General features: G+C 74.8%; 16 protein-coding genes. 7 read left to right on the plus strand and 9 right to left on the minus strand.

Annotation, left to right across the window (positions count from 1 at the left end):
- Positions 1 to 91: 91 nt before the first annotated feature.
- Both ACIHAR_RS16470 and ACIHAR_RS16475 read right to left on the minus strand, forming a co-directional pair.
- On the minus strand, positions 92 to 514 hold the full coding sequence (locus ACIHAR_RS16470; RefSeq protein WP_400020190.1) for an ATP-binding protein: 423 nt from the start codon (positions 512 to 514) through the stop codon (positions 92 to 94).
- A gap of 1,191 nt (positions 515 to 1,705) precedes the next feature.
- Positions 1,706 to 2,317: a hypothetical protein gene (locus tag ACIHAR_RS16475; RefSeq protein ID WP_400019936.1), complete on the minus strand. Its 612-nt coding sequence runs from the start codon at positions 2,315 to 2,317 to the stop codon at positions 1,706 to 1,708.
- 264 nt (positions 2,318 to 2,581) lie between these two features.
- On the opposite strand from ACIHAR_RS16475, the gene ACIHAR_RS16480 reads away from it, so the two are divergent.
- A complete protein-coding gene (locus tag ACIHAR_RS16480; protein WP_400019938.1) occupies positions 2,582 to 4,126 on the plus strand; it encodes a helix-turn-helix domain-containing protein in 1,545 nt (514 codons plus the stop codon).
- 23 nt (positions 4,127 to 4,149) lie between these two features.
- On the opposite strand, the gene ACIHAR_RS16485 is transcribed toward ACIHAR_RS16480, so the two are convergent.
- Together ACIHAR_RS16485 and ACIHAR_RS16490 are read right to left on the minus strand one after the other, a co-directional pair.
- Complete coding sequence (locus ACIHAR_RS16485) at positions 4,150 to 5,892, minus strand: pyruvate dehydrogenase (protein ID WP_365465205.1); 1,743 nt, start codon at positions 5,890 to 5,892, stop codon at positions 4,150 to 4,152.
- Between the two features lie 74 nt (positions 5,893 to 5,966).
- Positions 5,967 to 7,694 (minus strand): protein phosphatase 2C domain-containing protein, encoded by a 1,728-nt coding sequence (locus ACIHAR_RS16490; RefSeq protein WP_400019940.1) that lies wholly within the window; start codon positions 7,692 to 7,694, stop codon positions 5,967 to 5,969.
- Positions 7,695 to 8,866: 1,172 nt separating this feature from the next.
- Between ACIHAR_RS16490 and ACIHAR_RS16495 the strand changes: the two genes are divergently transcribed.
- Positions 8,867 to 9,850, plus strand: a complete 984-nt coding sequence (locus tag ACIHAR_RS16495) for a helix-turn-helix domain-containing protein (RefSeq protein ID WP_400019942.1) — start codon at positions 8,867 to 8,869, stop codon at positions 9,848 to 9,850.
- Between the two features lie 151 nt (positions 9,851 to 10,001).
- The gene (locus tag ACIHAR_RS16500) at positions 10,002 to 10,484 is read left to right on the plus strand and encodes a DUF456 domain-containing protein (protein ID WP_400019943.1); all 483 of its coding nucleotides are present in this window, start codon (positions 10,002 to 10,004) and stop codon (positions 10,482 to 10,484) included.
- A 124-nt stretch (positions 10,485 to 10,608) separates the two neighbouring features.
- Here the strand turns inward: ACIHAR_RS16500 and ACIHAR_RS16505 are convergent, their stop codons facing one another.
- Positions 10,609 to 10,953: a helix-turn-helix domain-containing protein gene (locus ACIHAR_RS16505; RefSeq protein WP_365465193.1), complete on the minus strand. Its 345-nt coding sequence runs from the start codon at positions 10,951 to 10,953 to the stop codon at positions 10,609 to 10,611.
- 98 nt (positions 10,954 to 11,051) lie between these two features.
- On the opposite strand from ACIHAR_RS16505, the gene ACIHAR_RS16510 reads away from it, so the two are divergent.
- Positions 11,052 to 11,960 (plus strand): NAD(P)-dependent oxidoreductase, encoded by a 909-nt coding sequence (locus ACIHAR_RS16510; protein WP_400019945.1) that lies wholly within the window; start codon positions 11,052 to 11,054, stop codon positions 11,958 to 11,960.
- Here ACIHAR_RS16510 and ACIHAR_RS16515 read toward each other — a convergent pair.
- The 3 genes from ACIHAR_RS16515 to rsgA form a co-directional block, all read right to left on the minus strand.
- Entirely contained in the window at positions 11,938 to 12,423 is a 486-nt protein-coding gene (locus ACIHAR_RS16515) for a methylated-DNA--[protein]-cysteine S-methyltransferase (protein WP_365465256.1), read from the minus strand. The genes ACIHAR_RS16510 and ACIHAR_RS16515 overlap by 23 nt on opposite strands.
- 71 nt (positions 12,424 to 12,494) lie before the next feature.
- Positions 12,495 to 13,874 (minus strand): DNA-3-methyladenine glycosylase 2 family protein, encoded by a 1,380-nt coding sequence (locus tag ACIHAR_RS16520; protein ID WP_400019947.1) that lies wholly within the window; start codon positions 13,872 to 13,874, stop codon positions 12,495 to 12,497.
- A gap of 388 nt (positions 13,875 to 14,262) precedes the next feature.
- Positions 14,263 to 15,402: a ribosome small subunit-dependent GTPase A gene (rsgA, locus tag ACIHAR_RS16525; protein WP_400019948.1), complete on the minus strand. Its 1,140-nt coding sequence runs from the start codon at positions 15,400 to 15,402 to the stop codon at positions 14,263 to 14,265.
- A 534-nt stretch (positions 15,403 to 15,936) separates the two neighbouring features.
- On the opposite strand from rsgA, the gene ACIHAR_RS16530 reads away from it, so the two are divergent.
- From ACIHAR_RS16530 to ACIHAR_RS16540, 3 genes are all read left to right on the plus strand, one after another.
- Positions 15,937 to 16,272 carry an STAS domain-containing protein gene (locus ACIHAR_RS16530; protein ID WP_400020192.1) on the plus strand — a complete coding sequence of 112 codons (336 nt, stop codon included), beginning with the start codon at positions 15,937 to 15,939 and terminating at the stop codon, positions 16,270 to 16,272.
- A complete protein-coding gene (locus tag ACIHAR_RS16535) occupies positions 16,269 to 17,198 on the plus strand; it encodes an anti-sigma factor RsbA family regulatory protein (protein WP_400019950.1) in 930 nt (309 codons plus the stop codon). Before ACIHAR_RS16530 ends, ACIHAR_RS16535 begins: the two co-directional genes overlap by 4 nt.
- A gap of 207 nt (positions 17,199 to 17,405) precedes the next feature.
- Positions 17,406 to 19,070 carry an alkaline phosphatase D family protein gene (locus tag ACIHAR_RS16540; protein ID WP_400019952.1) on the plus strand — a complete coding sequence of 555 codons (1,665 nt, stop codon included), beginning with the start codon at positions 17,406 to 17,408 and terminating at the stop codon, positions 19,068 to 19,070.
- A 21-nt stretch (positions 19,071 to 19,091) separates the two neighbouring features.
- Here the strand turns inward: ACIHAR_RS16540 and ACIHAR_RS16545 are convergent, their stop codons facing one another.
- Entirely contained in the window at positions 19,092 to 20,579 is a 1,488-nt protein-coding gene (locus ACIHAR_RS16545; RefSeq protein WP_365465175.1) for a cellulose binding domain-containing protein, read from the minus strand.
- Positions 20,580 to 20,672 lie beyond the last annotated feature (93 nt).

The following is a 20,672-nucleotide window of genomic DNA, read 5'->3' on the forward strand; positions in this document are numbered from 1 at the left end:
GCCAGAAGGGCGTCCAGGCAAGGAGTCACAACCAGGCCAACGGGCGCCCTTCGCCATGGTCGCGGCCAGCGCAAACATCGGACTCATTCATCTAGGCCGCTCCCGCCGCCAGCTCGAACCACACCACCTTCCCGACCCCGTGCGTCCGCACGCCCCAGGCGTCCGCGAGGGACTGCACCAGGAGCAGGCCCCGGCCGTGCGTGCTGTCGCCGGCGTTCGGCGTGCGGGGCTGCGGGCGGCGGGAGACGAAGTCCCGCACCTCGACCCGCAGTCCGGCCGGTCCGACGGTCGCCGTCAGGACCGCCTCGTGATCGGTGTGGACGAGCGCGTTGGTGACGAGCTCGCTGGTGAGCAGTTCCGCGATGTCCGACCGCCCCGGTTTCCCCCAGTGCCGCAGCAGCTCGCGCAGTGCCCGCCGCGTCTCGGGGACGGCCCGCAGGTCCGCCCGCCCGAGTCTGCGCCGTAGCTGGGACGCCGGCGCCTGCCCGACGGCGCCGTCGGCCTTGTCCTCCACTGTCCGCTCCGCCGAGGTGCCCGCGATCACGGTCGAACCGCTGCCTCGTGCCTGCCTCTTCATGACCCCCGCCCGCGTGCCGATGTCGGTTTCCCTCCTGCTCGAACACGTTCACGGGGATGCTTGCCCCGTCGACACCCGGGCAGTCATGTCGAATCGTCAACGACCAGGTGTTCGGCCACGGCCCGGGCGGGCGGGCGGTGTCCCGGACGGTGGGTGACCCGTCGGCGCCGCGGGCCGAGCCGCCCGCCGACAGAGCCGCGACCGGTGGCCTGTCCCTGGTGGAGACGCGCCGGGAGCGCGCGATGCGGCCGACCGTGCGTCCCGCGCGGTACGGGGCGGGGGTGCCGTGGGTCCTCTCCGTGCGGCGTGTGCCCGATGAGCCGCTGCCGCCGGGCCGGGCCGTTCGGGTCTCCCACGAACGCCTGGCGACGGGCGCCGAGCCGGCGAAAGACCTGGTCGACGAGGCGGCGCCGGCAGGAGGGGCGGGTTCCGGAAAGGTGGGCGGGCGGCCGGGTCGAGGCGGTGATCGCACGCGGCGGCACCGGCGGCCGGCCGGGCGCCCAGGTGGAGGGGCTGCCGTGCGGGGGCGCGCAGGGCCCTGAAGGTGCGTGCACCCGCGCGACCGGCATCCGCCGATCGGCGCGCCCGCGCGCCGGGTGGTGAGCCGGTGCGTCCGCCCGCCGGGCGGGCGCCGATCCGGCCGTCCCGCACGCTTTCGGGCCTACGCACCCGGCGGACGTGCTGACCGCCCGGGATGGGCCGCTCTGCCGATGCGCCGCTGCCGAGCCGGCCGTACTCGGGGAAGAGGTGTGACGGCTGATGCCGGACGTCGGGACCTGGAGGAGCTGACGCACGGGCTGGATCCGCGGTGGGCCCACGCCCCCGGGAATCAGGCGCCTGCTCCGTCGGCTGCGCCGCCGTCCTCCCCCAGCCGCCGAAGTTGGCCGGAATCCGCTCGTCCTCACCCGGGCACTCGGCTGTTCGTCACCCGCACGGTTCGCCGTACGGCTCGTGACGGGCGTGGGCGTGGCCGCGGTGGCGGTCGCGGTTACGGTCGTGGTGGTGCGGGGCCGCCGCCCTCCCGACCCCCGTGGCGGGAGGGCGGCGGCCCCGTCTTTCCCGGTGGTCCGCCGGGTGTTCTCCAGTGGTCCGGTGGTCCGGTGGCCCACTGGTCCGGTGGACTTCGGATCAGTGGAGCTTGTCGACGGCCGTGACGGTCGTCTTCTTGAAGGCCTTGACCGGCGCGTCGCCGAAGTCGCCCATCTGACCCCACTGCACGAGGGTCACGGTCCGGCCGTCCCGGCCGACCGAGAGCAGATGGACGTCGGTGGCGCCCCAGGAGGTCTCGGTGTGCAGACCGTGGACGCGAGCGCCCTCCTCGACCTGGAGACTGCCGTAGTCCCTCACGGCTGCCTCCGTCTCCGGGTCGGCCTGCTCGATCTCCGTGGCGCAGGTGCGCATCTCCTCGTTCAGGCGGTTCGCGAGCGCCTTGGCCTTGGCAGTGCTGCCGACGACGATCGTGACCTGCACGGCGCCGGTGTCGAGCTCGGTGCGGAACTCCCGGTGGCGGGCGTCGTAGCCCGGCAGTGCGTCCGTCACACAGCCGAGCAGCGTCTCCGGAACGCCGTCCTCGATCGTGTCGGCCGTCCATGCCGACGAGGGGTGCGGCGGCAGGTCCTCGGCCGAGAGGAAGCCGGGCACCTTCGGGGCTGCGCCCGCCGGGACGGCGAGCACGGTCCCGAGGGCGAGGCCCGCTGCGGCCAGTGCGGTGAGCGCTGCCGCTCGGGTGCAGTTGGGCATGGGTGTCCCCCGTGGGTCGATGAGTGAGTACGTGCGTGAGTGCGGTGGGTGCGTGGCGCGGGAAGGCCGCCGGTACGCCGGGTGATCGGTCCCGCTCAGCCCGGCGGCGACACCACGAGCATCGGCCGTCGCCCTGGCCGGCGGCAAGCTCCGGCGGCCGGTCGGCGGGCATGGAACCATCCCAGGCCGTCTGACGTGCAGGTATATGAGTGCCTGGGATGCCGTCCCGGGTCGGGGCAGGACGACGGCGACCACGGAGGAACGGTGTCGACCGGTGACGGTGCGGACGACGTCGCGCAGTTGGCGGCGCTGCTGACGGATCTGAAGGCTCGGACGGGGCGGAGCTACGGCTCACTGGCGCGCCGGCTCGGTATGAACACCTCCACGCTGCACCGGTACTGCGCCGGGGAGGCCGTACCCCAGGACTTCGCGCCCCTGGAGCGGCTGGCGGAGTTCTGCGGGGCGGGGCCGCAGGAACGGCTCGAGCTGCACCGCCGTTGGCTCCGGGCGGTGGCGGCACGGCAGCGGCCCCGTACGGCCGGCACCCCGGACTCGGTGGAGAGGCCCGCCGCGCACGCCGCGCCGGGCTCGGCACTGGCGCCGGAGGAGCCCGCCACGCACGAACACCCGGCCACGGACGGGCCGGGCACCGATCGGCCGACGGACGGGCGGTCGACGGACGGGGGGCCGAACACGGGCCGGGCGGCCACGGACGGGCCGCCGGACACGGACCCGTCGGCCACCGGCATACCTGCCGCGGACGGGCGTCCGACCACCAACCGACCCGTCACGGGCAGGCCGGCCTCGGACAGACCGGCCTCGGGCAAACCGTCCGCGAACCGACCGGCCGCGGACAGGCCGGCCGCGCCCGCCGCCCGGCCCCGCCCCTGGCACCGCCGTCGCCGCACCCCGCTCCTCGCCGCCCTCGCCTGCGCGTTCCTCGCCACTCTCGGCACCCTGTCCGCGCTGCCCGGGGACGAGGACCCGCCCTCCGGCACGGCCCGTTCCTCGTCCACCCCGCCACGGACGACGGCCCCGGCGGGCCCGCACCCCACCCCGACGGCCTCCCCTTCCCTCCCCCCTTCCGCTTCCGCCAGCCCGCACCCTGCCTCCACCCCGCCGGACCCGCGCTCCGGCAAGCCGTCACCGTCCGCGCCGGGCGCCCCGTCGCCCGGCGGCGCGACCGAAGCCGCCGTACCCCTCACCTGGACCGCCGACTCCCAGGCCTGGGCGCAGGGTTGCGGTCACGACTACGTCATCGGGCGGCCTCCGGCCGAGGTTCCGCCACCGCCCGCCGCGCAGGACGCCGGGCGGTGGGCGGCGGCCGAGGGCGCGGTGCACGGGCGGGAGACCAACGTGGAGATCTCCGTGCAGGGCCGCAGCTCCACCGCCGTCGTACTGACGGCGCTGCGCGTCCGCGTCGCCGGACGCACCGACCCCGCGCCGGGCAACGCCTACGCCATGGACCAGGGCTGCGGCGGCTCGATCAGCCCCCGCTCCTTCGCCGTCGACCTGGACAAGGACCGCCCGGTCGCCCGGCCGGTCCCCGGCAACGACAGCGGCACGCCGATCCCGGCGGTCCGCATGCCCTACCGCGTGTCCGCCGAGGACCCGGAGGTGCTGCTGGTCACCGCGCGGACGCAGGCCTGCGACTGCTCCTGGTACCTGGAACTCGACTGGTCGTCCCAGGGCCGTACCGGCACGGTGCGCATCGACGACCACGGCCGGCCGTTCCGCACCAGGAGCATCACGGGCCTGCCGCGCTACATGTACGACACGTCGGCGCGCCAGTGGACCCCCTACCGGTAGGGACAGGTCCGGCGGTCGCCCCCCTAGGGGCGGGGCACGTTGCGCAGGTTGGACCGGGCCATCTGGAGCATCCGTCCGACTCCGCCGTCCAGCACGATCCTGGACGCGGACAGCGCGAACCCGGTCACCATCTCGGCGCTGATCTTCGGCGGGATGGACAGGGCGTTGGGGTCGGTGACGACGTCGACGAGGGCCGGGCCCTTGTGCCGGAAGGCGTCCTTCAGGGCGCCGGCCAGGTCCTTGGGCTTCTCGACGCGCACGCCGTGGGCGCCGCAGGCGCGGGCGACGGCGGCGAAGTCCGGGTTCTTGTTCGTGGTGCCGTGGGAGGGCAGTCCGGCGACCAGCATCTCCAACTCCACCATGCTCAGGGAGGAGTTGTTGAACAGGACCACCTTCACCGGCAGGTCGTACTGGACGAGGGTGAGGAAGTCGCCCATGAGCATGGAGAATCCGCCGTCGCCGGACATCGACACGACCTGCCGCTCGCGGTCGGTGAACTGGGCGCCGATCGCCATGGGCAGCGCGTTCGCCATGGAGCCGTGGGAGAAGGAGCCGATGATGCGGCGGCGGCCGTTGGGCGAGATGTAGCGGGCGGCCCAGACGTTGCACATGCCGGTGTCGACGGTGAACACGGCGTCCTCGTCGGCGAGTTCGTCGAGGACGGAGGCGACGTACTCGGGGTGGATGGGGACGTGCTTGTCGACGTTGCGGGTGTACGCCTTGACGACTCCCTCCAGGGCGTCCGCGTGCTTCTTCAGCATCTTGTCGAGGAAGCGCCGGTTCTGCTTCTCCCGCACCCGCGGGATGAGACAGCGCAGGGTCTCCCGGACGTCGCCCCAGACCGCCAGGTCCAGCTTGGAACGGCGCCCCAGGTGTTCGGGCCGTACGTCGACCTGGGCGATCTGCACGTCGTCGGGCAGGAAGGCGTTGTACGGGAAGTCGGTGCCGAGCAGGAGCAGCAGGTCGCACTCGTGGGTGGCCTCGTAGGCGGCGCCGTAGCCGAGGAGGCCGCTCATGCCGACGTCGAACCTGTTGTCGTACTGGATCCACTCCTTGCCGCGCAGGGCGTGCCCGACCGGGGACTTGACCTTCTCGGCGAACTCCATGACCTCGGCGTGCGCGCCCGCCGTGCCACTGCCGCAGAACAGGGTGACCTTGTCCGCCGCGTCGATCATCCGCACCAGCCGGTCGATCTCGGCGTCGCCGGGACGGACCGTGGGCCGGGTGGTGACGAGGGCGGTCTCGGCGGCCTTCTCGGGGGCGGGTTCGGCGGCGATGTCGCCGGGGAGGGACACGACGCTGACGCCGCTGCGGCCGACGGCGTTCTGGATGGCGGTCTGCAGCAGCCTCGGCATCTGCTTCGGGCTGGAGATCAGCTCGCTGTAGTGGCTGCACTCCTGGAAGAGGCGGTCGGGGTGGGTCTCCTGGAAGTAGCCCAGCCCGATCTCGCTGGACGGGATGTGGGAGGCGAGGGCGAGGACCGGCGCCATGGAGCGGTGGGCGTCGTAGAGGCCGTTGATGAGGTGCAGGTTGCCCGGGCCGCAGGAGCCCGCGCAGGCGGTGAGCTTTCCGGTGATCTGGGCCTCGGCGCCCGCCGCGAACGCGGCGGTCTCCTCGTGCCGGACGTGGACCCAGTCGATGGCTGCGTTGCGGCGGACGGCGTCCACGACCGGGTTCAGGCTGTCGCCCACGACGCCGTAGAGGCGTTCGACCCCGGCACGGACGAGGATGTCGACGAACTGTTCGGCGACGTTCTGTTTGGCCATGGTGCTCTCATGCCCCTTCGGTCTCCGCAGATCCCCTCGGACCCTCCGGTTCCATGAATCCACAGTGAACGCCGTCATGCCTCCCACACGGCGGCGGCCGTACGGTCGTCCGCGTACCCCTTGACCCGGACCTGGACGTCGGCGAGGAACGCGGCGAGGCCGGGCGGGGTGGGCTGCGACCACCGCTCCGCCAGGTGGGCGGGCAGTTCCGGCTCGCCGCGCAGGGGATCGGCGAGGCCGTCGGTGCACATCAGGAGCGTGTCACCCGGGCGGGCGACGGAGGCCCGGAAGCGGAACGGTTCGCGGGGCGGCTCGGGGGCCGGTTCGTACGGGCTGGGCGGGATCGGGATGCCCAGGTCCATCGTGAGACGGTCGCCCTCCGGCGTCTCGGAGGGCGGGGAGCCGAACCCGACGACCGGCTCGCCGACGACCTCGCCGACGCCCGGTTCGATGTCCTGCCAGTGGCCGTCCCTCAGGCGGAACAGCCCGCCCGGGCCGACGCCGAAGAAGACCCGGATCCGGCAGGCGGGGTCGGCGGGCAGCAGGAGGCAGCGCAGGGTGGCCGAGTACTCCTCGGGTTCGAGGCCCTGTTCGGCGGCGCCGGCGCGCAGGCGGCCGAGGCTGCGGTCGGTGAGGCGGTGCAGGCCCGATTTCAGGTCGCCGCGGCGGGCGGCCCTTATGTCCTCGGCGAGCCGGACGTGACTGCGGCCCACGGCCCGCCCGATCCACCGGCACACCTCGGCGGCCGCCCGGTGCGCCCCCGGGGTGGCCCGGGCGCCGGTCGCCATCGCGACCAGGATCAGCGCCTGCTCGCCGGCGCCGAAGCGGGCGGTGAGGAGGCTGTCGCGGCGGGGCTCGCCCCGGTAGCGCGCCGAGTCCCCGCGCACCGACGCGGCCCGCAGGAGACAGGCGCCGTAGCGGGCGCCGTCCAGCACGGTGTCGGAGACCAGGTCGTCGAGCTCGTCCGGGTCGGCGGGCGGCAGCGCGGTGGGCTCGGCGTCGTAAGTGGGCGGCCGGGAGCCGACGTGGGGCGGGGCGGTGGGGCGTGCGGTGTGCCGCGGGGCGGGCGCGGGGGCGGTTCCGCCGAACGGCGCCGCCGTGCCGGTGGCGGAGGTGGTGGAGCCGCTCGGGGCACGCGGGGGTGGGGGCGGGGTCGCGGGGGGCGGCCCGGGGGGCGGCGGAGGCGTGGGCGGTTCCGCGGGCCGGGCGGAAAGGGCGTCGGTGGGCGTGCGGGACGCGGGGACGGACGGGGTCGGCGCCGTCTCCGTGGGCGTACGGCCGTGGGGAGTACGGCCGTGGGGGTCGGCGGGCGACGAGGGGCGCCGGGCATTCCGCCGGTCGAATCCCGGGGGCAGCGGATCGGGCGGGAAGGTGGTGGGGCCGGGCGGTGTGGCCGGCGGGGGTTCCCACGGGGCACGCCGGTGTGCGCGGGGACGGGCGTCGGCAGGGGCGGTCGGCGGCGTTCCGGCGGTGTCGGAGACGGGGGCCGGCGCGTCGGCAGGGACGGCCTGCGGCGTCCCGGCGGTGTCGGAGACGGGGGCCGGTGGCGTCCCGGCGGTGTCGGAGGCGGCGGCCGGCGCGTCGGCAGGGACGGCCTGCGGCGTCCCGGCGGTGTCGGAAGCGGGGGCCGGTGGCGTCCCGGCGGTGTCGGAGACGGGGGCCGGCGCGTCGGCGGGGCCCGTGTCCCGCCTGCCCGACGGGTCGACGCGCCCCTCGCCCACCGGCCCCGTGCCCGGGGCCAGGGTCGGGTCCTCGGCCCGGCCGCCGGGGGCACCGCTCCGTGGTGGGGGGATCGACGGCATCGACGGCATCGACGGTGGAGGCATGGCCGGCCGGGGCGGAGCGGTGGGCGGTGGTGGTGGCGGGACGGCGTCCTGCCGCATCCACCAGTCGGCCTGCCGGGTCGGCGCCGGTCGTTCGGGACGCCCGGACCGCTCAGGAGGCCCGGCCGGTCCGGGACGCCCGGGCTGTTCCGAAGGCCCGGCCGGTTCGGGACGCCCGGCCGGTTCGGGACGCCCGACCGGTTCGGGACGCCCGGCCGGTTCGGGCCCCTCGGCCGGTCCGGGTGGCTCTGCGTGCTCGGCACGCTCGGCCGGTCCGGGAGGCTGGGGATAGTCGGCACGCTCAGCCGGTCCAAAAGGCTCGGGACACCCGGCACGCTCGGCCGGTCCGGGAGGCTTCGTCCGACCTGTCGTCCCCTCGGAATCGGACTCCGCACCGGTTGTCCACTCGGCACCAGCGGTCCCCTGCACCCCAGGGGTTCCCCTCGCACCGGCGGTACTCTCCGAACCGGTCGCACCCCCCGGACCCGGAGGCCGCACCGCACCGGCCGCCGAGGCGAACCGGTCGTCCAGCGAGTCGGCGGCGGCCGCCGGTCCGGTGTCCTCCGTCGAGTCGTCGTACAACTGCCCCCACCAGTCGTCCTCGTGACCGGTGGGCCTTCCCCCCTGCTGGCTCATGCCCCCGATTGTCCACCCCAAGGGCCGTATGAAAACGGGGCATCGGGAAAATGCGACCTGGCGTCCCGCACCGAACGGCACTCCGGACAGCGCTCGGAACGGCTCGCAGAACGGCGCTCCGAACGAAGAGTCGAGGGGCACGCCGAACGGGGGTGCGAGGAGGCGGCTTCGGAGAGGCCGCCGGGCGGTCCCACCCCCCACGGGAGAACCGCCCGGCGACTTCGGGTGACCCTGGGCCCAGATCCCCTTGCGCCCCTGCGCGCCCTGAGCCCGGATCACGTTCCGGGTGCCCACCTGCGCCGTACCGATGCGGTCGGCGGTCACGAGTGTGCCCCGTTCACCTGGAGACCCGCTGTGACGGATTCTCACCTCGCGGCCGCGGATGATCACCACGACCGCCGTGGGCACACCTTGGCAGAGCGACCCCGGGTAGGGCGATGATGTGCGGCGGCGGGATTGCGCCGTGGCGGTTTCCCGCCACGGGGTACGGCGGAGCGGCCGGGAGGACGACACCGATGCTGGGAGCGATCGGGCTCGACGAGACACACGAGTCGGCCTACCGGGCGCTGGTGTCCGTGGGCGCCGCGGACGTACCGGACCTCGCGCGCCGGCTCGTCCTCGGCGAGCACGACACCGAGCGCGCGCTGCGCCGGCTGGAGCGGCACGGGTTGGCGGCGCAGTCCTCGGGCCGGCCCGGCCGCTGGGTCGCCGCGCCGCCCGGCGTCGCGCTGGCCGCGCTGCTCACCCAGCGGCGGCACGAGCTGGAGCAGGCGGAACTGGCCGCTGCGCTGCTCGCCGAGGAGTACCGGGCGGCGGCGGCCGAGCCGTCGGTGCACGACCTGGTCGAGGTGGTGACGGGCGCCGCCGCGGTCACGCAGCGTTTCCTGCAGATCCAGCTGGGCGCGAGCGACGAGGTGTGCGCGCTGGTCACCGGCACGCCGGTGGCCGTGACCGGCGTGGACAACGACGCGGAGGAGCAGGCCGCGGCCCGCGGGGTGCGCTACCGCGTGGTCCTGGAGCGGGCGGTCCTCGACCAGCCGGACGGCATCACGGAGCTGACCGCCGCGCTCGGGCGGGAGGAGGAGGTACGGGTCGCCGACCGGGTGCCGACGAAGCTCGTGGTGGCCGACCGCTCGCTCGCCCTGGTGCCACTGACCGGCCGTTCGGCGGAGCCCGCCGCGCTGGTGGTGCACGCCAGCGGGCTGTTGGAACTGCTGTCGGGCCTGTTCGAGTCGGTGTGGCGGGAGGCGCTTCCGCTGCGGCTCGGCGCGGACGGAGTCGCCGAACAGGCCCCGGAGGGCCCGGACGCAGCCGACCTGGAGATCCTCTCCCTGCTGCTGGCCGGACTCACCGACGCGAGCGTCGCCAAACAGCTCGACCTGGGCCTGCGGACCGTGCAGCGCCGGGTGAAACGGCTGATGGAACTGACGGGGGTGACGACCCGGCTCCAACTGGGCTGGCACGCGTACGAGCGGGGCTGGGTGACCAGGGAGCGGTAGGCGGCCGACGCGCGGGCCCCCCGGCCCTCAGCGCCACAGGCACCGGCCTTCACCGGCACGGGCACCGGTCGCACCGGCACGGGCAGCACCGCAACCGCCACCCCAACCGGCATGACCTGCGTGCACTCCCGCATTCCGGCACGCTGGGCAGATGGGAGTGTGGGAACTCCTGCTGGTCGGCCTGGTCATCCTGCTCGGCCTGTGCGGAGTGCTGGTGCCCGGGGTCCCGGGTTCGTGGCTGGTGTGGGCCGCGATCCTGTGGTGGGCGTTGAAGGACCCCCAGCCGGTGGCCTGGGCGGTGCTCGTCGGGGCGACGGTCGTGCTGTTCGTGTCCCAGGTGGTGCGCTGGGCCCTGCCGCCCCGCCGGCTGCTCGTGTGCGACGCGACCCGCCGCATGGCGCTGTACGCGGGCACAGGGGCGTTCCTCGGTTTCTTCCTCGTCCCCGTCCTCGGCGCGATCCCCGGCTTCCTGGGCGGGATCTACCTCTCCGAACGGCTGCGCCTGGGCCACCCCGGCGCGGCCCGCGCCTCCCTGCGCGCGACCATGCGCGCGGGCGGCTCCGGCATCCTCGTGGAACTGTTCACCTGCCTGCTGGTCCTGGGGGCGTGGCTGGGGGCGGTGCTGTGGGGGTGATCGCCGGAACCGCCCGGACCACGGGACCGCACGAACCGCGGAATCGCTCGGACCACGGGACCGTCGGGGCGCGCCGGGACCGCCGGGACGCGCCGGGACGCGCCGGGACGCGCCGGGACCGCTCCTAGTGCGGCACCGGCGCGTTCCCGAGGAGGTTCTCCCGTCCCCACGTCCCCAGCGGAAGCAGCGCCTCGTTCAGGGATTCGCCGCGCGGCGTCAGGGAGTACTCGACGCGCGGTGGCACCTCGTCGTACTCCTCGCGGTGCACGATGCCGTCGGCCTGGAGCTCACGGAGCTGGGCGGCGAGCACCTTCTCCGTCACGCCCGGCAGTGAGCGCCGCAGCTCGCCGAAACGGCACGGCTTCACGTGCAGCTCCCAGAGGATCAGCACCTTCCACTTGCCGCCGATGACGTCCATCGCCGCGTCGGTCCCGCACACGTACGCCCCCGGCCGCCGGCCGATCGCCATGCCCGCCCCTCCCCTGCCTGGATGCTTTCCCGGTGGTAACCACCCACTCGAAAGTACGTACTTGAGCAGGCCGGTTCCCGCGAACGAGCCTAGTCGCCATGACCGACAACACCCGTTCTCCGATCACCCTGCTCGGCGCCGGCGCCATGGGCGCGGCGCTCGCCCGCGCCTGGCTGGCGGCCGGGCACCCCGTGACCGTCTGGAACCGCACTCCCGCCCGTGCCGAAGCCCTCGCCGCCGAGGGCGCCACCGTGGCCGCGAGCGCGGCGGAGGCCGTGGCGGTGAACCGGCTGGTGATCGTCTGCCTTCTCGACGACGCGTCCGTCGGCGAGGCCCTCGAGTCGGCCGGCCTCGCCGGCCGCGACCTGGTGAACCTCACCACCGGCACCCCCGCACAGGGACGGGCCCGGGCCGCCTGGGCGGAGGCGCGCGGCGCCCGCTTCCTGGACGCCGGCATCATGGCCGTACCGCCGATGATCGGCGTTCCGGAGAGCGGGGCGTACGTCTTCTACAGCGGCTCCGCCGATCTGTTCGAGGAGCACCGGGAGGCCCTCGCCGTCCCGGCCGGGGCGGTGTACGTCGGCGCGGACGCGGGCTTCGCCGCCCTGCACGACGTGGCGCTGCTGAGCGCGATGAGCGGCATGTTCGCGGGCATCCTGCACGCCTTCGCCCTGATCCGGCGGGAGGACGTCGCGCCGTCGGACCTCGCGCCGCTGCTCGTGTCGTGGCTCGGCGCGATGGCGCCCATGGCACTCCAGACGGCGGAGCGGCTGGAGAGCGGCGACTACACCGAGGGAGTGGTCTCCAACCTGGCCATGCAGGTCGCGGGCAACGTGACCCTGTTGCGCACGGCGCACGAGCAGGGGGTCACCCCGGAGCTGCTGACGCCCTACATGGCGCTGCTGGAGCGCCGGCTGGCCGACGGGCACGGGGGCGAGGACCTGACGGGGGTGGTCGACCTGCTCGTGTCCCGTGCGGCCGCCCTCACAGCGAACCCTCCAGCGTGAGCAGCCGTACCTTGCGCTCCAGGCCGCCCGCGTAGCCGGTGAGGGAACCGTCCGCGCCGATGACACGGTGGCAGGGGCGGACGATCAGCAGAGGATTGGCGCCGACGGCGCCGCCGACGGCCCGCACCGCGGCCCGCGAGGCTCCGACGCGGGCGGCGATCTCGCCGTACGTCGTGGTGGAGCCGTAGGGGACGGTCTCGAGGGCGGCCCACACGCGTTCGCGGAAGGCCGTGCCGTCGGCGCGCAGTGGAAGGCGGAACTCCTTGAGGTCGCCGGCGAAGTAGGCGGCGAGCTGCTCCTCGGCGGCGCGGAAGGGGCCGGGGTCGTGCCGCCACCCGTCCTGGACGGTCCGGCCGCCCTTCTGCCCGGGGACGGACACCGAGGTCAGGGCGCCGTCGGGGTCGGCGGTGAGGAGCAGCGGGCCGAGCGGGCTGTCGACGCCGGTCCAGTACACGGGATTGATCGGACCGGTCGGACCGACCGGACTGACGGGGCTGCCGCCGGGGCCGAGGGGGCTGCCGGGACTGAGGGGGCTCATCGGGGTTCCTCCGCTGCGCGCAGATGGTGAAGGGCGTAGGTGCGCCAGGGGCGCCAGGTGTCGGGGACGTCCACGCCGGGTGGCGCGACGTCGGGGTCGCCGAGCGCCCGCGACCGGATCGCCGCCGCCGTGCGGCCGTCCACGCCGGGCAGGGCGAGCAGCGCCTCCTCGGCGTCGTCCCGGTCGGCGCCCGGATCGAGGCGTACGGTGCCGTCGGCGAGGGCGGCGGCGAGCGCGCCCAGGGGTCCGGGGGCGTCCGCCAGAGCGGCGGGTTCGGGGAAGAGGTGGGTGAGGCTGCCGCAGGGCGCGTCCAGGGACTTGCCGCGGGCGCGGACCAGGCGTTCGGCCTCCGTGCGGCCCACCAGCGCGCGCACCGCGTACTCCTCCGGGTCGGCCGCGCCCGGCGCCCGCACTCCGGGGCGGGCGGCGACCAGCGGGGCGAGCCGCGGGTCGGCGCCGAGCCGTTCGTCGACGGCGTACGGATCGGAGTCGAGGTCGAACAGGCGCCGCAGCCGCTGGACGGCGGTGGTGAGGTCGCGCGGGTCGGTGAGGTGCAGGCGGGCGTCGAGCCAGCCGCCGGGGTGGACGGCGCCGGCGCGGCCGGTGTCGCCCGCCCGCTCGTCCACGGCGACGACGCCGGTGCCGTACGGAAGGCGGAGCGTACGGCGGTAGGTGCGGCCGCCCGGTGGGCCGGCCACCTCCTCGACACCGGCCACGGCCTCGCCTTCGAGCAGGTCGAACACGGCCGTCGCGTGGTAGGGGCCCCGGTGGGCGAGCCGCAGCGGTATCCCGGCGCCGGGCGCGGCCGTGCGGCCCTGCCGTGGGGCGGCGGCCCGCAGCTGGGTCGGGGTCTGCGCGTACACGGCCCGGACGGTGTCGTTGAACTGGCGCACGCTGGCGAACCCGGCCGCGAAGGCGATCTCGGTGATCGGCAGGCCGGTCGTCTGCAGCAGTACCCGCGCGGTGTGGGCGCGCTGCGCCCGCGCGAGGGCGACGGGCCCGGCGCCCAGCTCGGCGGTGAGCTGCCGCTGCACCTGCCGTGCGCTGTAGCCGAGCCGCACGGCGAGTCCGGCGACGCCCTCCCGGTCGACGACCCCGTCGCCGATGAGCCGCATGGCCCGCCCCACGACGTCGGCCCGCACGTTCCACTCGGCCGAGCCGGGCGCGGCGTCCGGGCGGCACCGCCGGCAGGCCCGGAACCCGGAGCCCTGCGCGGCGGCGGCCGTCGCGAAGAACCGCACGTTGCGCCGTTTCGGCGTCACGGCGGGGCAACTGGGCCGGCAGTAGATCCCGGTCGTCTCGACGGCGAAGAAGAAGGCGCCGTCGAACCGGGCGTCCCGGCTGCGCACCGCCTCGTACCTGGTGTCCTCGTCCATCACGGCTCCCAGTCTTCGCCCGCGACGGGGAGGGTGCTAGCGGAAATCGGACGTGGCGTTGAGCACAGGGAGACCGACCCGCGGCGCTCCGCGCCCCCACCACCGAGCCGAAGCGGGCCCGCCCCACCACCGGACCGAGACCGAGGCTACGGCCGCGGCCGCCGGCCCGGAGGTGCGGACCCGCCCCCACAACCGGACCGACCGAAGCAACCCCGCCCGACCACCGGCCCGAGGCCGCGGCCCCGGCCGCCGACACGGAGGCACGGGCCCGCCCGACCACCCGACCGATCGAAACAGACCCGTCCCACAACCGGACCGAGGCCACGACCCCGGCCGCCGACACGGAGGTGCGGGCCGGCCCGCCCCGGCTCACCGGAGCCCGGCCCGCTCACCCCCACTGCCCCCGCTTGGCCCGCCAGGCCGCCCGCCCCGCCGCCTGCTTCCGCTTCCAGTCCTGTCGGATGTCGGCCCGCACACGGGCGTCGGACTTGGCGACGATCCACTGGTTCTCGCGGACGAGCTTGCGGTAGCTGTCCAGCCGGCGGACGGGGAGTTCGCCGTCCTCGACGGCAGCCAGGACCGCGCAGCCGGGCTCGTACTCGTGGGCGCAGTCGTGGAAGCGGCAGCCCCGGGCGAGTTCCTCGATCTCCGAGAAGACCCGGCCGACGCCGCCGCCGGCGTCCCAGAGCCCGACGCCCCGCAGTCCGGGCGTGTCGATGAGGACGCCGCCGCCGGGCAGTGGCAGCAGGTTGCGGGTGGTCGTGGTGTGCCGGCCCTTGCCGTCCATGTCCCGGGTGGCCCGGACGTCCATCACGTCCTCCCCCAGGAGCGCGTTGGCGAGCGTCGACTTGCCCGCGCCGGAGGCGCCGAGCAGCGCGGAGGTGCCCCGGCCGAGCACCGTCGTCACCTCCTCGACGCCGGTGCCGTGCAGCGCGCTGACGGTGAGTACGGGGACTCCGGGCGCACTGCGCTCGACGTCCTCGACGAGGTACGCCAGCACGGCCGGATCGGACACGAGGTCGGCCTTGGTGAGCACGACGACGGGCTGGGCTCCGGACTCCCAGGCCAGTGCGAGGAACCGCTCGACGCGCCCGAGGTCGAGTTCGACGGCCAGGGAGAGGGCGATGACGGCGTGGTCGACGTTGGCCGCGAGGACCTGTCCCTCGGACCGCTTGGATGAGGTGGAGCGTACGAAGGCGGTACGGCGCGGCAGACACGTCCGTACGTACCGCGGGGTGCCGTGGGCGTCGACGGCGACCCAGTCGCCGGTGCAGACGACCCGCAGCGGATCGTGCGGGGTGACGAACGCGGTGTCCGCGCGGACGACACCGTCGCCGGTGACGACGTCGCACTGCCCGCGGTCGACCCGGACGACCCGGCCGGGCAGCAGCCCGCGCTCGGCGTGGCCGGCGAACTCGGCCTCCCAGCGGTCGTCCCAGCCGTAGGCGGCGAGGGCGTGCGGGGAGGGCGGGGAAGTGTCCCCGGAAGCCGGGGCGGCCGAGGAGTGCGGGGAGGTGGAGAGGTTCAAGGAAGACCCTTCACAGGGCGGTTCCGGGGGCGCGCTCAAGGGCGCGCGGAGTTTTGAGTGGTGGTCAGCCGGAGACCGCGGAGGTGGAGTGGACGAACGTCTGGTTGCTGTGGACAGCACCCGTGGTGGCGACAGTCATCGGTCACACCTCCTGTTCCTCGACCCGGCCGACGGCAGCGGCGGACGGCCGCTGCGGAAGCCCGCTCAGCATAGGCGGCACATGGTGCGCGCCGCGAGCGGAATACGGTGAGCGGGTCATCCCGACGGGCCCGTGGTAGCCGGACACCCGCCCGGGCTCGACCGGTCCGCCGCTCCGGTCGGCGGGCGGCCCGCACCACCGGGACGTGAGGGGAGGCGCGGGTCGGTGCCGCGCGCCCACGCGAGCCGTCGGGGGTCGCCGTGCCGCGGGCGACCGTGCACCGGGGCGGTGAGAACGGGCAGGGTAGGCTGCCTGTCCGGAATGGTCATCTTCCGTCGGGATGAGCCACGGACGGCGGATCGCTGAGGAGACCGAGTGTGGAGGCCACGCACGACATGGGGGTATCCGCTCAGGCGCCTGGCGAAGCGGCGCTGGAGGTGAGCCCGTTGGCGGGTCGTGCCGGGATATGTGTCAGCGGCGACATCAGTGTCGTCACCCGGTTGTCCTGGGAGGCGGCACTGGCCGAGTTGGCCCTCCGCCACACGGACGTGTCCTATGTGGAGCTGTCGGGTGTCGGGTTCGTCGACGTGGCCGGGGTGTCGGCGCTCGCGGTCACGGCCATGAACCTGCCGGGCGGACGGCTCGTCGTGGAGCATCCGCCGCCCCAGGTGCCACGGGTGCTGGACCTGTTCTGGCCGGCTCTGTGCGGGATCGAGGTGGCGCCCCGATGAGCATCGTGTCCCTCGACGAGTCCTTCGCCCATCCGGCGTTGTTCTACCGCACAGCGCGGGAGTACGCCGAGCGGATGGTGTCGTTCGTGCGGGAGGGTCTCGCCGCGGGCGAGCCCGTGGCGGTGGCGGTGCCCGGACCCAACCTGCAGCTGATCACGGCCGCACTGGGAGCCGACGCCGCGGACGTCCTCCTCCTGGACATGGCCGAGGCCGGCCGCAACCCGGGCCGCATCATCCCCGGCGTCCTCAGGGCGTTCTCCGACGCCCACCCGCACGGGCGGGTGCGGATCATCGGCGAGCCGGTCTGGGCCGGGCGCAGCCCGGTGGAGTACCCGGCGTGCGCGCAGCACGAGGCGCTGATCAACGCCGCCTTCGAGGGCCGCGCGGTGACGATCCTGTGTCCGTACGACGAGGCCCGGCTGGACGCGGACGTGCTGGCCGACGCCCGGCTCACGCATCCCACCGTCATCGTCGACGGCCGTGAGCAGACCAGCGACGTCTACGACTGGCGGGCCGTCGTCGGCCGCTACAACGAGGCGCTGGTCCCCGCCGCCGAAGCCGCCGTCCGCGACTTCGGCGCCGCGGAGCTTCCCGAGGTGCGCCACTTCGCCGTGGGCCGGGCCAGGACGCTGGGTCTGGCCGGGCAGCGGCTGCAGGACGCCGAGCTGGCCGTGGCGGAGCTGACCACCAACAGCGTGCTCCACGGCGGTGGTCGGGGGTCCCTGGGGATCTGGGCCGAGGGCGGACAGGTCGTGTGCGAGGTCCGCGACCGGGGGCGGCTGACCGACCTGCTCGCCGGGCGCAGGCCGCCGGAGCGGGGGCAGATCGGCGGCCGGGGGCTGATGCTGGTCAACTACGTGGCGGATCTGGTGCGCGTGCACACCTCGGACGAGGGCACCACGATCCGCTTCTACCTCGGTCGCTGACACGGCGGTTGGCCCTGACACGGCGGTTCGTCCGACTCCCCGGGCTCCGCCCCTCGCCCCGAGCCCGTCGTCGGGCGGGCGCCGCGCGGGCGGGCCACGCATGCCGGGATTGTGAAGTTCGCCTGTTTAGCATCTAGATGCCTGCCGCCCGCGCAGGCTCCGGCCCGTGGGCCGCGGACGCACCCATGTTCACGGGAGCCCAGGCCCATGCGCCCGACAGGCCGTCACAGCCCCCTGCTCCACCGGCCACCGGCCCCCCACGATCCCGAAGTGCGCGCCGCGGCCCGCCACTTCGGCCGCCGCAGGTTCCTGACCCTCGGCGCCGCCGCCGCGGCCCTGGCCTTCGCCACTCACGTGCCCGCGACGGGTGCGGCGGCCGCCCGCGAACTCGACGCCGCCCGGATCGCCGACGACCCGTTCACGCTGGGCGTCGCCTCCGGGGACCCGCTGCCCCACGCCGTGCTGCTGTGGACGCGGGTCGCGCCCGCCCCGTACGAGCCGGGCGGCGGTCTGGCCGGGCAGTCGGTGTCCGTGTCCTGGGAGGTGGCGCGGGACGCGGGTTTCGCCTCGGTGGTCCGCAGCGGCACCACCCTGGCGTTACCGGACCACAACCACACCGTCCACGTCGACGTCGACGGGCTGGAGCCCGACCGCACGTACTACTACCGGTTCAGGACGGGCGGCTGGATCAGCGAGACGGGCCGCACCCGTACCGCGCCCGCGCTCGCCTCCGCCGTCGCGTCCCTCTCCTTCGCCGCCGTGTCCTGCCAGGCGTACCACGACGGCTACTACACGGCGCACCGGCATCTCGCCCAGGACGACGTGGACGTCGTCTTCCACCTGGGGGACTACCTGTACGAGTACGCCGTGAACTCCGCCGGCGGCGCCCGCAACTACACCGACCGGGTGCTGCCGGACGTCTTCGACCGGGAGACGGTCACCCTGGAGGAGTACCGGCTGCGGTACGCCCTCTACAAGAGCGACCCCGACCTGCGCGCCGCCCACGCGGCGCACCCCTTCGTCGTCGCCTGGGACGACCACGAGACGGAGAACAACTACGCCGGCGCCGTCGACGAAAACGGCAGCCCGGTCGAGGAGTTCCTGCTGCGCCGCGCCGCCGCCTACCGCGCGTACTGGGAGCACCAGCCGCTGCGCGCCGCACAGCGCCCCGTCGGTCCCGACATGCGGCTCTACCGGCGGCTGCACTGGGGCACGCTCGCCCAGTTCGACGTCCTCGACACCCGGCAGTACCGCTCCAACCAGGCCTACGGCGACGGCAAGCACGTCCCCGGGCCCGAGTCGGACGACCCGGCGCGCTCGATGACCGGGGCGGCCCAGGAGCGGTGGCTGATCGACGGCTGGAGGGCCTCGGAGGCGCTGTGGAACGTGATGCCGCAACAGGTCTGCTTCTCCCAGCGCAGGCTGGACCTCGCCGAGCAGGCGCCGATGTCGATGGACGCCTGGGACGGCTACCGCGCCTCCCGCGACCGCGTCCTCGCCGGGGCGAAGTCGGCCGGGGTGGAGAACCTGATGGTCCTCACGGGCGACATGCACGTGGGATACGCCTTCGACATCAAGGACGACTTCGACGACCCGGCGTCGCGGACCGTGGGCACCGAGATCGTCGCCACGTCGATCGCCAGCGGCAAGGACGGCGCCCAACGCCCCGCGAACTGGCAGACGTACCTGACCGCCAATCCCCACCTGAGGTTCTACGACGGCCGCCGCGGCTACGTCCGGGTCCGGCTGGACCGCGCCCGGGCCCGCGCCGACTTCCGCACCGTCTCCGCGGTGACGACCCCGGACGCCCCCGTCTCGACGGCGGCGTCCTTCGTGACGGAGGCGGGCAGTCCGGGCCTCGTGCCGGTGTGACCCGCCCCCGGCGCAGGCTGGTCAGGAGGCGGTGCACTCCCGTCCGTTGAGGCTGAAGTCGTACGGAGCCGTGTTCGTGCCCTGCCAGGAGGCGAGGAAGCCGAAGGAGAGGGAGCCGTCGGCGGGGACGGTCCTGTTGTAGTCGGCGGCGGTGGCGGTGACACGGGTGCCGTGCTGGGAGAAGCTCGCGTCCCACATCTGGTCGACCTTCTGGCCGTCGCGGAAGGACCAGGCGACGCTCCAGGAGGAGAGGGCCTGCTCGGTGGTGACGGTGACCGTGGCCTGGTAGCCGTCGGGCCACTGGTTGACCAGGTCGTAGTCGACCGCGCAGGTCGCCGCCTGCCCGGTCCCGGCGGTGGAGGAGCTGGTGCCCTGGGGTTCCGGGTCGGGTCTGCCGGTCGTCGTGGGCGTGCGGCTGGCGGAGGGCTTCGGCGAGGGGGCGGCGGAGGCGGTCGACGAGGTCGAGGGGTCCGACGGGGCGGGGACGGCGGGCGGCAGGGACGGGTTGCCGGGGCCGGCCACCGGGGTGCTGTCGGAGGGTGAGCCGCCGTGCGCGGAGGTGTCGTCGCCGTCGCCGAACGGCATCAGCGACACCGCGAGGGCCAGCGCGGAGACGAGGACGGCCGCGACGAGGAGGCCGTTGCGCAGGACGCGCGCCTTGCCCGCGGCGGCGTCCACCGGCTCGCCGTCCGGTTCCGGCGCGTCGGGGCGGCCGGCGCTCATGCGGACCTCGGCGGCGCGGCGGCGGCGCTCCAGGTAGGCGAGGCCGCCCCAGCCGATGACCCCGCCGGCCAGGGCGGCGGGCAGCCCGCCGCCGTGCAGGCGCAGGCAGGCCGCGGCCTCCGCGCACTCCACGCAGGTGGCGAGGTGGCGCGAGAGGTCCTCGGGCGTGTCGGCGACGGGTGAGCGGGTGACGGCGTCGAGGAGCCGGACGTAGCTGCGGCACTCGGCGTCCAGCGGCGTGTCGAGGTGGTTGCGGTGGCAGCGGTCCCGGAACAGGCCGCGGACCTGGTTCAGTTCCTCCATGGCGGCGGCCGGGTCCAGCCCCTGCCGGCGGGCGACGGCGCGCAGCGGCAGCGCCTCCACCTCCGCCAGCCACAGCAGCGCCGCGTCCGGCTCCTGCATGTCGCGCAGCCCGCGCAGGGCGATGGGCCGGCTCAGGGGCGGGCCGGTGTAGCGTGCGGCCTTGTCCGAGTTGAGCCACAGCCGCAGGTCGGGGTCGAGCTTGTGGCCCTGCCCCTGCGCCTCCCAGGCGGCGGCCGTGGTGCGTACGGCGGTCAGCAGGAGGGGGATGCGGGGCAGCCGGGACGCGCGGCGGCCGGCGCTGTGCCGGGTACCGCCCTCGGCGGCGCGGGCCTCGCGTATGCCGAGCGCGAACGCCTCGCGGGCCAGTTGGTTGGCCGCCGTGGAGCCGGACGTGCACAGGTCGGCGTACGACAGGACGGCGTCCCAGCACTCCGAGAACAGCGCGGCCTCGGCGTCGTCCTTCGGGGTCGGCAGGTCGGGCATGGGTCTCCTGCATCCACAAGCAAGGTCAACTCGCCATGTCGCCAATGAAGTTGGGGGAACCTCGCGGCAGGGCCAGAGCTTTTCACGTCTCCC

The organism is Streptomyces sp. NPDC052016, from assembly GCF_044548445.1.
Lineage (GTDB): Bacteria > Actinomycetota > Actinomycetes > Streptomycetales > Streptomycetaceae > Streptomyces.

What these genes read in the sequence shown, in the direction of transcription:
- ACIHAR_RS16475 (WP_400019936.1), bottom strand. Translation starts at nt 2,317, where the DNA reads ATGCCCAACTGCACCCGAGCGGCAGCGCTCACCGCACTGGCCGCAGCG.
- ACIHAR_RS16485 (WP_365465205.1), bottom strand. Translation starts at nt 5,892, where the DNA reads ATGGCCAAACAGAACGTCGCCGAACAGTTCGTCGACATCCTCGTCCGT.
- ACIHAR_RS16490 (WP_400019940.1), bottom strand. Translation starts at nt 7,694, where the DNA reads ATGCCGTCGATCCCCCCACCACGGAGCGGTGCCCCCGGCGGCCGGGCC.
- ACIHAR_RS16495 (WP_400019942.1), top strand. Translation starts at nt 8,867, where the DNA reads ATGCTGGGAGCGATCGGGCTCGACGAGACACACGAGTCGGCCTACCGG.
- ACIHAR_RS16500 (WP_400019943.1), top strand. Translation starts at nt 10,002, where the DNA reads ATGGGAGTGTGGGAACTCCTGCTGGTCGGCCTGGTCATCCTGCTCGGC.
- ACIHAR_RS16505 (WP_365465193.1), bottom strand. Translation starts at nt 10,953, where the DNA reads ATGGCGATCGGCCGGCGGCCGGGGGCGTACGTGTGCGGGACCGACGCG.
- ACIHAR_RS16510 (WP_400019945.1), top strand. Translation starts at nt 11,052, where the DNA reads ATGACCGACAACACCCGTTCTCCGATCACCCTGCTCGGCGCCGGCGCC.
- ACIHAR_RS16520 (WP_400019947.1), bottom strand. Translation starts at nt 13,874, where the DNA reads ATGGACGAGGACACCAGGTACGAGGCGGTGCGCAGCCGGGACGCCCGG.
- ACIHAR_RS16530 (WP_400020192.1), top strand. Translation starts at nt 15,937, where the DNA reads ATGGGGGTATCCGCTCAGGCGCCTGGCGAAGCGGCGCTGGAGGTGAGC.
- ACIHAR_RS16535 (WP_400019950.1), top strand. Translation starts at nt 16,269, where the DNA reads ATGAGCATCGTGTCCCTCGACGAGTCCTTCGCCCATCCGGCGTTGTTC.
- ACIHAR_RS16540 (WP_400019952.1), top strand. Translation starts at nt 17,406, where the DNA reads ATGCGCCCGACAGGCCGTCACAGCCCCCTGCTCCACCGGCCACCGGCC.
- ACIHAR_RS16545 (WP_365465175.1), bottom strand. Translation starts at nt 20,579, where the DNA reads ATGCCCGACCTGCCGACCCCGAAGGACGACGCCGAGGCCGCGCTGTTC.